Origin of the sequence: Polyangium fumosum, assembly GCF_005144585.1 — a bacterium.
GTDB classification, from domain to species: Bacteria; Myxococcota_A; Polyangia; order Polyangiales; family Polyangiaceae; genus Polyangium; species Polyangium fumosum.
The window spans coordinates 75,175-87,798 of the sequence record NZ_SSMQ01000019.1 but is presented as its reverse complement, the minus strand read 5'-3'; the positions used below and the strand labels follow the sequence as shown (position 1 = coordinate 87,798).

8 protein-coding genes are annotated in these 12,624 nt (G+C 68.5%); 4 read left to right on the top strand and 4 right to left on the bottom strand.

Annotation, left to right across the window (positions count from 1 at the left end; all coding sequences use genetic code 11):
• Nucleotides 1–17: 17 nt before the first annotated feature.
• Entirely contained in the window at nucleotides 18–1,361 is a 1,344-nt protein-coding gene (locus tag E8A74_RS19645) for an erythromycin esterase family protein (protein ID WP_136930569.1), read from the bottom strand.
• A 260-nt stretch (nucleotides 1,362–1,621) separates the two neighbouring features.
• Between E8A74_RS19645 and E8A74_RS19640 the strand changes: the two genes are divergently transcribed.
• Nucleotides 1,622–1,993 carry a helix-turn-helix domain-containing protein gene (locus E8A74_RS19640; protein ID WP_170229229.1) on the top strand — a complete coding sequence of 124 codons (372 nt, stop codon included), beginning with the start codon at nucleotides 1,622–1,624 and terminating at the stop codon, nucleotides 1,991–1,993.
• A 304-nt stretch (nucleotides 1,994–2,297) separates the two neighbouring features.
• On the opposite strand, the gene E8A74_RS19635 is transcribed toward E8A74_RS19640, so the two are convergent.
• Entirely contained in the window at nucleotides 2,298–3,023 is a 726-nt protein-coding gene (locus E8A74_RS19635; RefSeq protein WP_136930567.1) for a SecDF P1 head subdomain-containing protein, read from the bottom strand.
• Nucleotides 3,024–3,192: 169 nt separating this feature from the next.
• On the opposite strand from E8A74_RS19635, the gene E8A74_RS19630 reads away from it, so the two are divergent.
• Nucleotides 3,193–3,492 (top strand): KTSC domain-containing protein, encoded by a 300-nt coding sequence (locus tag E8A74_RS19630; protein ID WP_136930566.1) that lies wholly within the window; start codon nucleotides 3,193–3,195, stop codon nucleotides 3,490–3,492.
• 69 nt (nucleotides 3,493–3,561) lie between these two features.
• Here the strand turns inward: E8A74_RS19630 and E8A74_RS19625 are convergent, their stop codons facing one another.
• Together E8A74_RS19625 and E8A74_RS19620 are read right to left on the bottom strand one after the other, a co-directional pair.
• On the bottom strand, nucleotides 3,562–5,130 hold the full coding sequence (locus tag E8A74_RS19625; RefSeq protein WP_136930565.1) for a hypothetical protein: 1,569 nt from the start codon (nucleotides 5,128–5,130) through the stop codon (nucleotides 3,562–3,564).
• A 265-nt stretch (nucleotides 5,131–5,395) separates the two neighbouring features.
• Nucleotides 5,396–8,380 (bottom strand): Kelch repeat-containing protein, encoded by a 2,985-nt coding sequence (locus E8A74_RS19620; RefSeq protein ID WP_136930564.1) that lies wholly within the window; start codon nucleotides 8,378–8,380, stop codon nucleotides 5,396–5,398.
• A 209-nt stretch (nucleotides 8,381–8,589) separates the two neighbouring features.
• On the opposite strand from E8A74_RS19620, the gene E8A74_RS19615 reads away from it, so the two are divergent.
• Both E8A74_RS19615 and E8A74_RS19610 read left to right on the top strand, forming a co-directional pair.
• Nucleotides 8,590–10,419: a right-handed parallel beta-helix repeat-containing protein gene (locus tag E8A74_RS19615; protein WP_136930563.1), complete on the top strand. Its 1,830-nt coding sequence runs from the start codon at nucleotides 8,590–8,592 to the stop codon at nucleotides 10,417–10,419.
• Nucleotides 10,420–10,536: 117 nt separating this feature from the next.
• Entirely contained in the window at nucleotides 10,537–12,525 is a 1,989-nt protein-coding gene (locus tag E8A74_RS19610) for a hypothetical protein (protein ID WP_136930562.1), read from the top strand.
• Nucleotides 12,526–12,624: the final 99 nt, after the last annotated feature.

Genomic DNA, 12,624 nt, shown 5'->3' with positions numbered 1-12,624 from the left:
TCGTTCGAAGAGGCGGCTCAGAGCCCCGTCGGGTACGTCTCCGGCGCCTCGCCGGCCTCCCAGCGCGCGGTCTTTTCGAGGGGCTCGACGGCGCGCGTCAGATCGAAATGAATGACCGCGTCGAACTGGGCGGCGAGATCGGCATAAAAATAATGACTCGCCCGCTCGCTCGCTGGCAGATACACGACCCCGATCGCCCGCTCGAGCCGCTCTGCATGGAGCGGCGAGAGCCTCGGATCCCGCAAGAGGAGCGCGAACTGTTCGAGCCCCGTGGCATGCAGGATCGCCTCGTAGCTGTCGGGACGGGCGGGACGCACGCGTTTTTGCTCCACCTCGGAGCCCCAACCCGACGCCGCGGAGACCATCCCCGCATACGTGGTGAACCCGATCGAAAACACGTCCGGGTGGCGCTCCTTCACGATCTGACCGACATTGAGCTCGCCCTCGCGGGACATCTGCGTCGCCCGCGCGTCGCCGAGGTGCGAGTTGTGCGCCCACACGACGACCTTCGCGGGGGCGCCGCGACGACGCCCGAGGTGCGCCCGCAGCGCATCGAGCGTCTCGACCATGTGCTCGTCGCGCAGGTTCCACGAGGCGGCCCCGCCGCGGAACATCGCGCGATAATACCGCTCCGCGTTCCTCACGAGGCGCGCGTTCTGCTCTGCGAAAAAGGCCTCGTCCTCGCCCTCCTCGTCCGGGCCGCGGCGAGCGTACTCGGGCGCGCGCCGCTCGATCTCCATGAGCTGCCGGACGACCTCGTCCTCGCACGACGCCGCCATCCCGAGGCTCGTCGCATACCCGTACGCCTGCGTGTCGTGGCCGAAAAGCTCGAAACACCCGTACCGCCGCCGCGCGACCTCGGCCCCTTCGGGATCGATCCGGTCGAGATAAGCGAGCACGGCATCGATCGACGTGTTCATGCTGTAGAGATCGAGCCCGTAGAACCCGGCGGCGCGGTGCGGGTGCGCGTCGTTGTGCTCCCGTAACCACTTCACGAAATCGAGGACGTCCGTGTTTCGCCACATCCACGCGGGGAACCGCTCGAATCCGCCGAGCGCTTCGAGGGGCCCGGGGTCCGGGCCCCTGCCTCGGACGAAACGATTGATACGATAGGCGTCCGGCCAGTCGGCCTCGACCGCGACCGCGCAGAAACCCTTGTCCTCGATGAGCCGGCGCGTCAGGCGCGCGCGCTCGCTGTAGAACTCGTGCGTCCCATGCGACGCCTCGCCGAGAAGAACGAGCGTCGAATCTCCGATGGCATGGAGCAATGCATCATGGTCGTGCCGCGTCCCCGCGAGCGGGAGAGCGCACGCCGCCACGGTGCGAGGTAGTGCCCTCTCGAGCGGCGCATGCGTAGCCATGTTCGCGTCATGGTACGTCACGGTCGGAATCACAAGACACCATTGAGGCATCACGCGTGTGGAGGCCGCGCGGGCGCCGCGCGCGCCCGAAGCCGCTCGCGCGCAAAAGCGCGGCCTGCGCGCTCGCTCCGCGCCCGCGATCCAGAGCCGTGGATGTGCGCGTCGGCCGTGACAACAATGAATGTTCGCCTAAGTAAAACTTCGTTGCGCATGACGAAATCATGTTTGGCTGGGATCTTGGTTGTGGCATAGTCTCGAACATGCCTAGAAGAAAGACGGCTGCTCCCTTCACTTCCAAGATTGGTGCCCGTATCCGCGCGCTGCGCGTCGAGCGGAACCTGTCTCTGGCCCAGCTCGCGGACGCGGGTGGTCTATCCAAAGGCCATCTTTCCAGCGTCGAGCACGGGCTCGCGGCGATCACGGTCGAGACGCTGGAGCGCATCGCGCGTGCGCTCGAAGCGCTCCCGATGGATCTCGTGACGTTCCCCGAAGAGGACGATCGAGGCCGGATCGCGGATCTCGTGCGCAGGTTGCCGAAGAAGGAGCTGCCGAAGCTGCGCCGCGAAATGCTGGCGCGCGCCCCGGCAGAGGCCCAGGCCCCGACGCGTCGCCGTACCAGCGCGCGCGCTTAGACCTACGGGTCCCCCGGCAGCTTGGGTATTTTTTCGTAATGCCTCGGGTTCGAGGGCTGTGTCTCTGGGGGCGTCGGCGTATGCAGGGCGTTCGGGGGAATGTGGCCCTCGGCGTCGGCCTGCGGCGACCGAGGCGGGCCGCTCGGGGGGACCTCCGGCTCGCTTCGATCGTCGGGTCTCGATTTCTCCTTCCCTATCACCTTCATGCTCCAGTCTGCCGCGGACGCACCCTCGTGCGCCCGGACGCGCCCCGGGATGCAGAGGTCATGCCGGCGCCCCTCGCGTCTGCTCGCAACGACCCGCGTCAATTCGGTTTGCGGCGCAGCACCGCGGCGAGCCGCCGGGCCTCGGCCACCGCGTGTTCGTCGTAGCCATGCATCGAAATCGACACCCGCCCGCCCGGAATGGGCCCCTGCACGACGGGCACGCTCATCGCCTTGTCGTTCACCACGATGGCGAGTCGCTCCTTCACATGCTCCCGCGTGGCCGCGTGAAACCGCTCGCCGCCCGCGGCGTCGAGCGTCACGAGCACGACCGGCGCCTGCACCGGCCCTTTTCCGTCGTCCTCGAGCACCATCGCGTCGACCACGTTTGCGTGGGTCACGATCGCTCCTCCCGCGACCACGTACGTGCGAAGGCCAATGGGCCGCGGCTCCCCCGTCTCGTCTTCCTCCATCACGTCGCCGAGGACGAACCTGTGGCCGGCCGGGAGAGGCAACGTCGAGAGCCACGGCGAGAAGCGCTCCTTTGCCTGGACGTACGTCTCGCCCGGCTTCTTGATGAGCATGGCGTATTGGAGCGTCACGGGAAGACCCGACCGCGAGAGCCTCTGCTCGGCACGCACGGAAACACTTTCGGGCAGCGTGCCCGTGGGCTTCGCGAAAGGTTCGAGCTCATCGTCGACCACCACGATCTCCATCGTGATCGGCCGCAACCCCGCGAGGTCCACGGCGTCGTCCTTTTTTTTCGTGCAAGCGGACGGCGACAGGGCGAGCGCGACGAGGAGCATGCTTCGAGCACGAACGAACATGCTCTTTGGCGTATCCCAGGCCCCCCGGCGCCGTCAACCCTGCTCGCCCGTCTCGGCCGACGCGTCCGACGGAGGGCTCCGTGAGGGGACCTGCGGCAAACGCCCGCGGACAAACGAGACAAGCAGGTTCGTCCCGGCGAGGGCACGTTCGTCGCGGAACGTGGTCTGCATGCAGAACCGCCGCTCCAGCATCGGTGATCAGGGTTTGCCCACGGACTGGGTTCGTCCGTGTGAAACGGAGGCAGCCGAGGACTTCCCGCCGCGCGTCTCGGTGACGTCCACGAGCCTGCGCAGCGTCGGGTACAACCCCGAGGCGCACGAGCTCGACCTCGAATTCAAGGACGGCAGGCTCTACCGCTACAGCGGCGTGCCCCCGGAGGTGCACGACGAGCTGCTCCACGCACCCTCGCTCGGGCGGTATTTCCTGGCGAACGTGCGTGGACAGTACCCATGCGAGCGGCTCTGCTGACACGCAGAGCCGCCCAAAAACGGCTCCGAGGGTGTTCCCCAGGCGCGCAGCAGCCTGGGGAACTCCCGCTCAGCGAGGATCGAGCCGGAGCAGGGGCGCGCTCGCGATGGGGTTCCAGGTGAAATCACCGCCGAGCGAGTACACGAGCGCGACCGGGATCTCGTACCGATCGAGCGTGTACGTGATCGTCACCTCGAGGTCGTCGCTGCCCGTGACGAGCGCCTTGCACGCCTCGCCCACGGCCTTTCCATTGGACGGGCTCTTCGTCCCGCGGTTCGTCGCGATCTTCACCTCGGCGCACACGAAGGCCTTCGCGAGCTTCTCGCGCTCGCCTTTCATGCCGCTCTTGTATTTCGTCTCCGCCGCGCTCTTCGCGGCCTTCGCCTTCGCCTCGGCCGCTTTCGCGTCCGCCACCGCGGCGGCGTCTCCGCCGTCGGCCTTCTGGAGGTCCGCAGCCGCCTTCTCGTATTCGCTCGACGCGATGTCGAACGGAACCCGCAGGCGCCGATCAATGCCGTCGCCCTGCAGGTGCAGGTTCCACGTCACGCTGAGCTTGCGTTGCCCCTTCGAAAGCGCCGAATCGTCCACGTGATCGGTGATCGTCGCGTTCTTCACCGAGCCGGAGAGCTCGTTCTTCGTGAACGACACCTCGGGCCTCGCCCCCGGCACGTCCTCGCGGGAGACGCCGAGCAGGCTGAGCTTCGCCTTCGCCATGTCCTGGTAGACGACCTTGTTTTCCTTGACGTACACGAGGACGTTGCCCGACGCGTGCACCATCTCCCCGCTCGGGAGCTTGACCATTTGCATCGTCATCGACGGCGGCGGCAGGTCGAATTCGAGCGGCGCGGCCTCGAGGATGTCCGCCCGCGTGTAGCGGATCGGATAACGCAGCTCGAGGTGCGTCAGCGGCACGGCAGGGGCGTCCTTCGACGCGTCCTTGGCCGCCGTCATCGTGAGGACGTTGTTGCGCGCGCTCCGATTGCCCTCCGCCTCCTCGCGGACGGGCACGAAGGCGACGTGGCCCGACGCCTTGTCGCGGATGCGCACGGAATCCCCGACGAGCGCCAGATCGAAGGCCCCCTCGTCGAACACCGAGGCGTACGATTTCACGAACACCTTGTTCGCCTTGACCACGATGCGACCCCGGATCTGCGAGGGCGGCATGTCCGCGATCACGACCGATTCGCACTCGTTCTTCCGCGACACGAGCCGGATCTTCTCCCCCGGCCGCCAGACGCTCTCGTTCGTCGAGTTGCTCTCGTTCCGCCAGGCCGAGGGCTTCTCGCCCGTGAACGGGTCGGCCTTCGCGTCGTCGGGCACGTTGTTGAAATGGAGGGTGTACGTGGTGTTGTAGAGGTCGCCGACCGAATCGGGGCTGAACTTGCACTCGACCTCGCGGTCGCCATTGACGAAGCGCAGGCTGCCCTCGAACCACGCGTCGGAGAGCACCTCGCCCGTGTCGTTCGTCGCCTCGATGATGATGCCGAGGCCATACGCGGAATTCTGGTCGCGCGTGCTGAACGTGCCATTGTCGCGCACGCTCGGCATCGCGCGCTCGGACGAGTACGGGTGGAAGAGCTGAAGGTCCTTGATGCTGACCTGAATGCTCTTCGTCGAGGGGGGCGTCGTCGGCTGCACGGCCGCCCCCTCACTCCCGCCAGCGGGCGCCGCCCCCGTGGATGCAGGCGCGGCGGCCGACGAAGCAACGGAAGTTCCCGGCGCAGCGCCCCCCCCGGCGCCCTCCTTGTTTCCGCACCCCATGCCGGCCCCGACAAGGGCGGCAAGGAGGACCCAGCTCATGCGAATGTGATTGTCCGGACGCATTGCGGGCCACCGTCTGCGAAGTGACCAGCCCTTGTCAAGCGATTTTGCGCCCGAACACGACTCTCCGATACGGAACGGTCTACCTCGCTCGCCCGCGTCGACGCCGCACGGCAAACCCGAGAAGGAGCGCCGCCGTCGCCGCCGGGAAGCCCGTCGGCGTGATTCCGTTCGTCCTGCAACTACAGCCGCCGCCCATGATCAGGTCGCTCCCGCCCGCGCCGGTGCCCGCGTCCCCGCCTGTGCCGGCATTCGAGCCGCCCATGCCCCCGCCGACGCCGCTCCCATTCCCGCCGGCGCCGCCCGTGCCGCCTTCGCCGCCGCTGCCGCCAGCGCCTCCCAAACCACCCGCGCCGCCCGTGCCGCCGCCTCCGCCAACGCCGTCGTGCACGCACACGCCCGCCGCGCACGTGCCCCCCGGGCAGGCCGCGCCTTCGGGTTTGGCGGGATATGCGCACATGCCGCTCGCGACATTGCAAGCGCCCTCCTCGTGGCAGGCGTCGGGCGGCGCGCACGTGATCGGATCCTCGCCGAGGCAAACGCCGGCCTGGCACGCGTCCGTCTGCGTGCAGGCATTGCCGTCGTCGCAAGCCGCGCCCTCCGGTTTGAGCGGCGTGGAGCATTGCCCGGTGACGGGGTCGCACGTGCCGATGTCATGGCAAGCGTCGATCGGGGCGCAGACGACCGGGCTCGTCCCGACGCATATGCCCGCCTGGCAAATGTCCGTCTTGCTGCACGCGTTGGCATCGTTGCAGGCCGCGCCGTCGGGCTTCGCGGGATTCGAGCAGCCGGTCACCGGATCACACACGCCGGCGACGTGGCAATCGTCCGACGGGGCGCAAACGACGGAGCTTTTGCCCGTGCAGGTCCCCGCCTGGCAAACGTCTTCCGTGGTGCAGACATTCTCATCGCTGCAAGCCGTCCCGTCCGGCGCGCTCGGGGTCGAGCAGAAACCGGTCTGCGGATCGCAGGTGCCCTGCACATGGCAGGCGTCGCTCGGCGAAGGACAAACGACGACGTCCGTCCCGACACACACGCCGCTCTGGCAGACGTCCTTCTCGCTGCATGCATTGCCGTCGTCGCAACTGGGGCCGGTGAGCGGCGCGCAGGTGCCATCCGCGGCGGCGCCGGCGGCGACGGAGCAGGCATCACAGGCGCCGGCATGACACGCAGTATCGCAGCAGACGCCGTCGACGCAGAAGCCGCTCTGGCAATCGAGGCCAATGCCGCAGGCCGCGCCGAGCGCGTCGGCCCCGGTCAGCAGCTCCGCGGTGCCAATGTACCCCAGGCCATGCTGCCCCCCTGCGACGAGGACTGTGCCCATCCCGAGCAGCGCCGCCCCATGGCGATGGCGCGCGCCGACCAGCGCGCCGGCCGGGGTCCAGGTGTTCAGCTCGACATGATAGATGTCCGTGGTGTCCGACGACGAAGTGTCGGGGCGCATCCCGCCCGTGACGAGCACCTGGTTGCCTGGGAGCAACGTGGCCGTGTGGAGGCGCCGCGCCTCGCTCATCACGCCCGCGGACGTCCAGGCGTTCGTCGCCGGATCATAAAGCTCCGCGGTGTCGATGGCGCCATTCGACGAGCTCGTCCCGCCCGCGACGAGGACGTGGCCCGTCGGCAGGAGCGTCGACGTGTGCTGCGCGCGCGCCGCGCTCATCGACGAGACGGTGGTCCAGGTGTTCGTCGTCGGATCGTAGATCTCTGCGGAGACATAGGCCGGCGAGGTCGGGCTCGGCGCGCCGCCGATGGCGAGCACCTTGCCATTCGGGAGCGCCTGGAGCGCGTGCGTGACGCGCGGCTCGTTCATGGGCCCGGTCGGCGTCCAGATGTTCGAGATCGGATCGTACACCTCTGCCGTGGCCATCGCCATCTGGCCGTTGTACGGCATGCCGCCCGCGGCCATCACCTTGCCATTGGCCATCAGCGTGACCGAGACGGAGCATCGCGCGACGCCGAGGGGGGCCGCGAGGGACCACGTCTTCGTCGAAGGTGTATAGATTTCGGTGAACCGGAGGCAATCCGCGCCGCCGTCCCAGCCTCCGGTGATGAGCACCCGCCCCCCCGCGAGGACGGCCGACTGGTGCCCGGCGCGCCCATACATCAAGGACCCCGCATACGTCCAGGTCCCGGTGGCGGGATCGTAGAGCTCGCTGGACGCCACATAACTCACCCCATTGTGCCCCGAGGCCACGAGGACATTGCCGTTCGGGAGCAAATTCGTGGTGTGATAGGCTCGTACCTCATTGAGGGCCCCGGTCGGCGCCCACGCCGGATCGACGAGCACCTCCTCCCCGTTTGCGTCGACCCATAACTCGATCGTATCGCCGCGCGCGACGAGCCGCGCCGCGACGGCCCGGCCCGAAGCCGCGAACGCCTCCGGCGCCGTCACGCGGATTCGCGAGGCGCCGCGGCCATCGAAGAGCTCCACCGCGTCGCCCGCCTGCCGCACCTCGGCGCCCTCGATCGTCCACGCGACCGCCGCGTGATCGGCCGCCGCGACGCCCTGCTCCAGCCACAACCATTCCTCGTATCCCGCTCCGGTCGCCGTCCAGAACGAAGTCCCGTCCGCTCGCCCGTACACGACCGCGTGCGCGGCGATCGCGCCCTCGCCCCCCGCGCCGATCTCCCGCACGTGCACCGAAACATCCCCGGGCAGCTCGAAGCGCACCGGATCCTCGGCGCGACGCGGGAGCTGCACGCGGAGGCCGCTCGGCAAAGGCCTCGTCTCCGCATGAGCCTCCTCGATCGCATCTTCGCCCGGGAAGGCCGGCGACCGGACCCAGCGCGCGTTTTGCGCGCCGCTCGGCGCCGGGGAAAACCCCTCCTCGCCGCCCACGAAGAGCGCGTCCGCGTCGAGGATCCGCGCCGCCTGCGCCGGGAAACGCGCGCGCAGCGCCGCCGCCTCGCGCGGGATCTCGCGGGGCGTGAATTCGGCTCGCGCGGGCCCGGACGACGCCCCCGGCGGCTCCTCGCCGCTGCACCCCGCGCCGCCCCAGGCAGCGCTGAACGGAAGCAGGAGGAGCGGCGCGAGCAGGGCACGCCGGCACGGGCGAATCGATTGCATGCGGTGGATCTCCTGAAGCAGGTCCGAAAGGGGTGCATCGAAGACCCGAGGACGCGCGGTGTCAAGCCCCTCCCCGCGTCAATGGCCAGACACCACGTTTTCGTATCGCACGGAAACGACCTCCACGACGCTTGACGGACTGCGCAAAACTCCGTGAGATCGATTCCTTCCCTCGTCATCCCGGCGAGGGGCGCGCGCTGGAGAATTTCATGCTTTCGAAGATCACTCGTTCGACTTCATTCGCCGCGGCCCCCGTGCTCCTGGGGCTCCTCGGAGCGTTCGCTTTCACGCAGGGCTGCGGCACGGATCCCGGCCCGAGCGCAAGCGGATCGAACTCCACGGGGACCCACACGGGCGGCGCGGGCGGCGTCGGAGGCACGGGCGGCGTCGGAGGCACGGGCGGCGACGGGGGCGCCGGAGGGAGTGGCGCCGCGGACGCGGGTCCGCCCTGGGATCCGACCCTCGGGTGGACCAACTTCAAGGAGAGCGACGACACGCAAAAGATCTACGTATCGAGCTCGGATGGGAGCGACGACAACGACGGCCTTTCGCCGGAGAAGGCCGTCAAGACGATCGCCAAGGGCAAGCAGCTCCTGCGCGACGGCTTCCCGGATTGGCTGCTCCTCAAGCGCGGCGACGCCTGGAACGAGGGGCTCGGCACGTGGACGCTCTCGGGCCGAGGCACGTCGGAGTTGATGGTCGTCTCGACGTACGGCGACGCCGTCGCGCGCCCGCTCCTCAAGACGGGCGCGAAGCGCGGGCTCTCCGCGGACGCCGGCCCCACGCTCCAGCACCTCGCTTTCGTGGGGATTCATTTCCACGCGAACACCCGCGACCCCGCCAGCCCCGATTTCGTGGGCCCGGCGGGCGACGAGGGCGTGGTGTGGCTGGCGAAGGGCGGCGACCTGCTCTTCGAGGATCTGATGATCCAGTCCTACACGAACAACCTGAGCCTCCAGGGGGTCGAGGGCAAAATCAACAATGTCCGGCTGCGCCGCTCGGTCATCGTCGACGCATACAAACTCGAGGATCCGAATCCGAGCGTGACCACCGACGACGCCGAGGGCCTCACGGCGACGAACGTCGACGTGCTCGTCCTCGAAGGGAACGTCTTCGACCACAACGGCTGGAATTCGCAGGTGCCCGGCGCGAATGCGACGATCTCCAACCACAACGTCTACATCCAGCCGTCGTGCTCGAAGGTGACGATCCGCGGCAACATCACGACGCGCGCCGCGAGCCACGGGCTCCAGGCGCGCGCGGGCGGCACCGTGGACAATAACCTCGTCATCGCCAATCCCATCGGCTTCTCGTTTGGCTTGACGAATGGGCCGGCGACCCCGCTCTCCGGCGGCGTCACCGGCACCGTGACCGGCAACGTGGTGGGTGAATCGGGCGACATCACGGAGGTCGAGACGCGCGGGGTCGGGATCCAGATCGGCAACATCAAGTCGGCGGTCGTCGAGAACAACATCCTCGCGCACGACAAGACCGTAGGGAGCAACCACGCCGCATTCGAACTCACGCGCAAGTACGACCCGATGCAGGTCCCGGACGAGGCGATCAAGGACCTCACGATCCGGAACAACATCGTCTACGACTGGCGCGGCGGGATCCGCTTCTCCACGACGGCGCTCACGAACGTGAAGGTCGAGGCCAACGATGTCCAATCGCCGCTCCGGGGCGAGGAGCTCGCGCGGTTCTTCAACCAGCCGTACAACGCCGGCGTGAGCTTCCTCGGGAACCACTGGCATTCGAGCGCGCCCGCGAAGGGCTGGTTCGAATTCGGCGCGAACGCGACCGGTCAATCCTACGACGAGTGGCTCGTGACGTCGAAGGAGACGGACGCCACGAACACGGCCGTCTCGTACCCGGATCCCGAGCGCACCCTCGGCGCGTACCACGGGGCGATCGGCAAGGAGGCCACGCTCGACGCGTACATCGCCGAGGCGCGCAAGCAATCGCGCTTCAACTATCGATACGAGTACACGGCAGCCGCGCCGATGATCTACATTCGCGAAGGATTCATCAAGAACTGACGGAGGACGGGCGCGCTCGGCCGCGGGCGCGCTCGCGCCTTCCCCTCCCCCCTCCCCCCTCCCCGGGCCACGCTTGACATGCCGGACGAAGTTTGTCTTGCTGCCCGCATGCCGCGCGTGTTCCGTTCGCTCCTCCTCGCGCTCTCGTTTTCGCTCGCGGGCTGCACGGACGCCCTCCGCGGCAGCCCGCTCTCGGAGGTCCCGAAGCCCGTCGGGGTGATCGCCCGCGCGACGAGCGCCGAGCCCGGCGGCCTGCGCGTGCTCGCGAATGGCAGGTCGCAGCAATACGGGACGGAGGGCGCGTGGCTCGCGACCAACGAGGACGAGCTGCGCTCGCTCTGGCGCGCCGTCCACGCCAAAGGCCCTCTGCCGCGTGTCGATTTCGAGACCCACGTGGTGCTCGGCGCGGCGTATGAAGGCGGCGCCTGCGAGCCGGAGATCGATGCGGTCGAGGTCGACGCCGCGGGCACGTTGAGGCTTTCGAGGAAGTATTTCGGCGGCGCGTGTATTTTGATCGCGATGGGCATCGCGCAGGTCATCGCCGTCCCTCGACGGATCTTGCTGCCGCGGTTCGTGTACCTCGCGGATCCGCCCCACGCGGCGTACGCATTCGAGTTGCCGGCGGCGAAACCGAAGGCGTCGGCGCCGTCTCGAACGCCTCCTCCGATGGCTTCCCTCGAACGCCCCTCCCTGCCTGCCCCGCTCGGCGTGGTCGCGCTCCCGCCGCGGGGCCATCTCGCCCTCCGCACGCTCGACAATGAGCGCGCCGTATGGGTCGTCGTCCAGCGCTCGGGCGCCATCTCGGTCCTGTCCGCCGACAAGCCCGCGTACGACGATATGCCTTGGCTCCGCCAGAAGGTGCGATGGCTCTCCGGGATCGGTCGATTCGACTCGGAGCACGACGCGGCGGGGCGATCGGTCCACGGCCACGCTCCGCTCGAAGCGCATCTCTTCGCGCGGCTGAGCGACGGGCGTATCGCCATCGGCGAGCCCGCTCCGCTCGCGCCGGGTCCCATCGAGCCGAGGACCGAGGCGCCGAAGCTGGAGGGTCCGTCGGAGCCGTACACGGGCCTGCCGCTCCTCCCGATCGACGAGCTCCCGGAGGGCCGCCTGTCGCTCGTGGACAGCGCGCTCGTCTTCGGCGCTTCCGGCCCGGTGCGCCTCTGCACCCCGCCGACGCATCACAAGCTCAGCGATCGATTCCGGGGTTGTCCGAACAACGCCCCCGCGGTCGTGGGATCCCCTTCGATGGAGCGAGCCGGCGTGACGGCCCTGCTAGCGCCGGTGCTCGTACGGCAGCGCCAAGGCGCGATCGATCTCGCGATCCTGGTATCCGACGGGGTCGCCGGGTACTCCGCGGAAGGGGGCGTCCCCCGGCCGGCCCCGCGAGGCCCGTCACGCGCGCGTGGCGCGTTGACGCTCGGCGCCGCGGCGCGCGGAAATACGAGCGGCGCGCACGACGGTTTTTCCCTGAATTGTGTCATCGCGGAAGGCTCGCCGGACGAGACCTGGACGTTCACGGCCCCGCACGCCGGCCTTTATGCCTTGCAGCTCGACAGCGAGTACGACGGTGCGCTCGCGCTTTACCAGCCGGGCGGAGGGCTCCTCACTTGCAATGATGATCGGGCCGGCTACTACAGCTCGTCCATCGTGCACGTTTCCCTCGCGCGAGGCGCGCAGGTCCAGGTCGTCGTCGACGGCTTCGGCGGCGACGCGGGCGCGTACACGCTGCGCGTCCAGGAGGAGGCGCCGCTCGTGAATGGCGGCATCCTCGAGATCGGGCGAGAGGTCGCGGGGGATACCTCGAAATCCACCGACGACTCCGCGGTCTGCGCAGCCTACGGCAACGACGACGAATGGCTCCTCGAAATCAAGGAGGCCGGCGATTACCTCTTCCGCGTCGAGACGTCGGGCTGGACGCCGGTGTTGTACATCCTCGTCGAGGACGAGACGGACACGCATGCGTGCGTCGTGGAGCGCACGCCGCGTCGCCCGTTGATCAAAGAACAGGACCTCATGGCCCGAAAATACAAGATCATCGTCGACGGGCACAGAGAGAAGGACGCGGGGCCCTATCGGTTGCGGGTCGAACGAAAAAAACCGTAGCGGCCTCGCGAGGCGCGCCTGAAGAGGAAAACACGGGAGGACATGGATGCGACTTTGACGTGCACGCGGAGCGGCTCGACGTTCCCGTGCATGACGTGG

Coding starts and splice junctions, on each gene's coding strand:
- E8A74_RS19615 (WP_136930563.1), top strand. CDS start 8,590: ATGCTTTCGAAGATCACTCGTTCGACTTCATTCGCCGCGGCCCCCGTG.
- E8A74_RS19630 (WP_136930566.1), top strand. CDS start 3,193: ATGCAGAACCGCCGCTCCAGCATCGGTGATCAGGGTTTGCCCACGGAC.
- E8A74_RS19620 (WP_136930564.1), bottom strand. CDS start 8,380: ATGCAATCGATTCGCCCGTGCCGGCGTGCCCTGCTCGCGCCGCTCCTC.
- E8A74_RS19645 (WP_136930569.1), bottom strand. CDS start 1,361: ATGGCTACGCATGCGCCGCTCGAGAGGGCACTACCTCGCACCGTGGCG.
- E8A74_RS19640 (WP_170229229.1), top strand. CDS start 1,622: ATGCCTAGAAGAAAGACGGCTGCTCCCTTCACTTCCAAGATTGGTGCC.
- E8A74_RS19635 (WP_136930567.1), bottom strand. CDS start 3,023: ATGTTCGTTCGTGCTCGAAGCATGCTCCTCGTCGCGCTCGCCCTGTCG.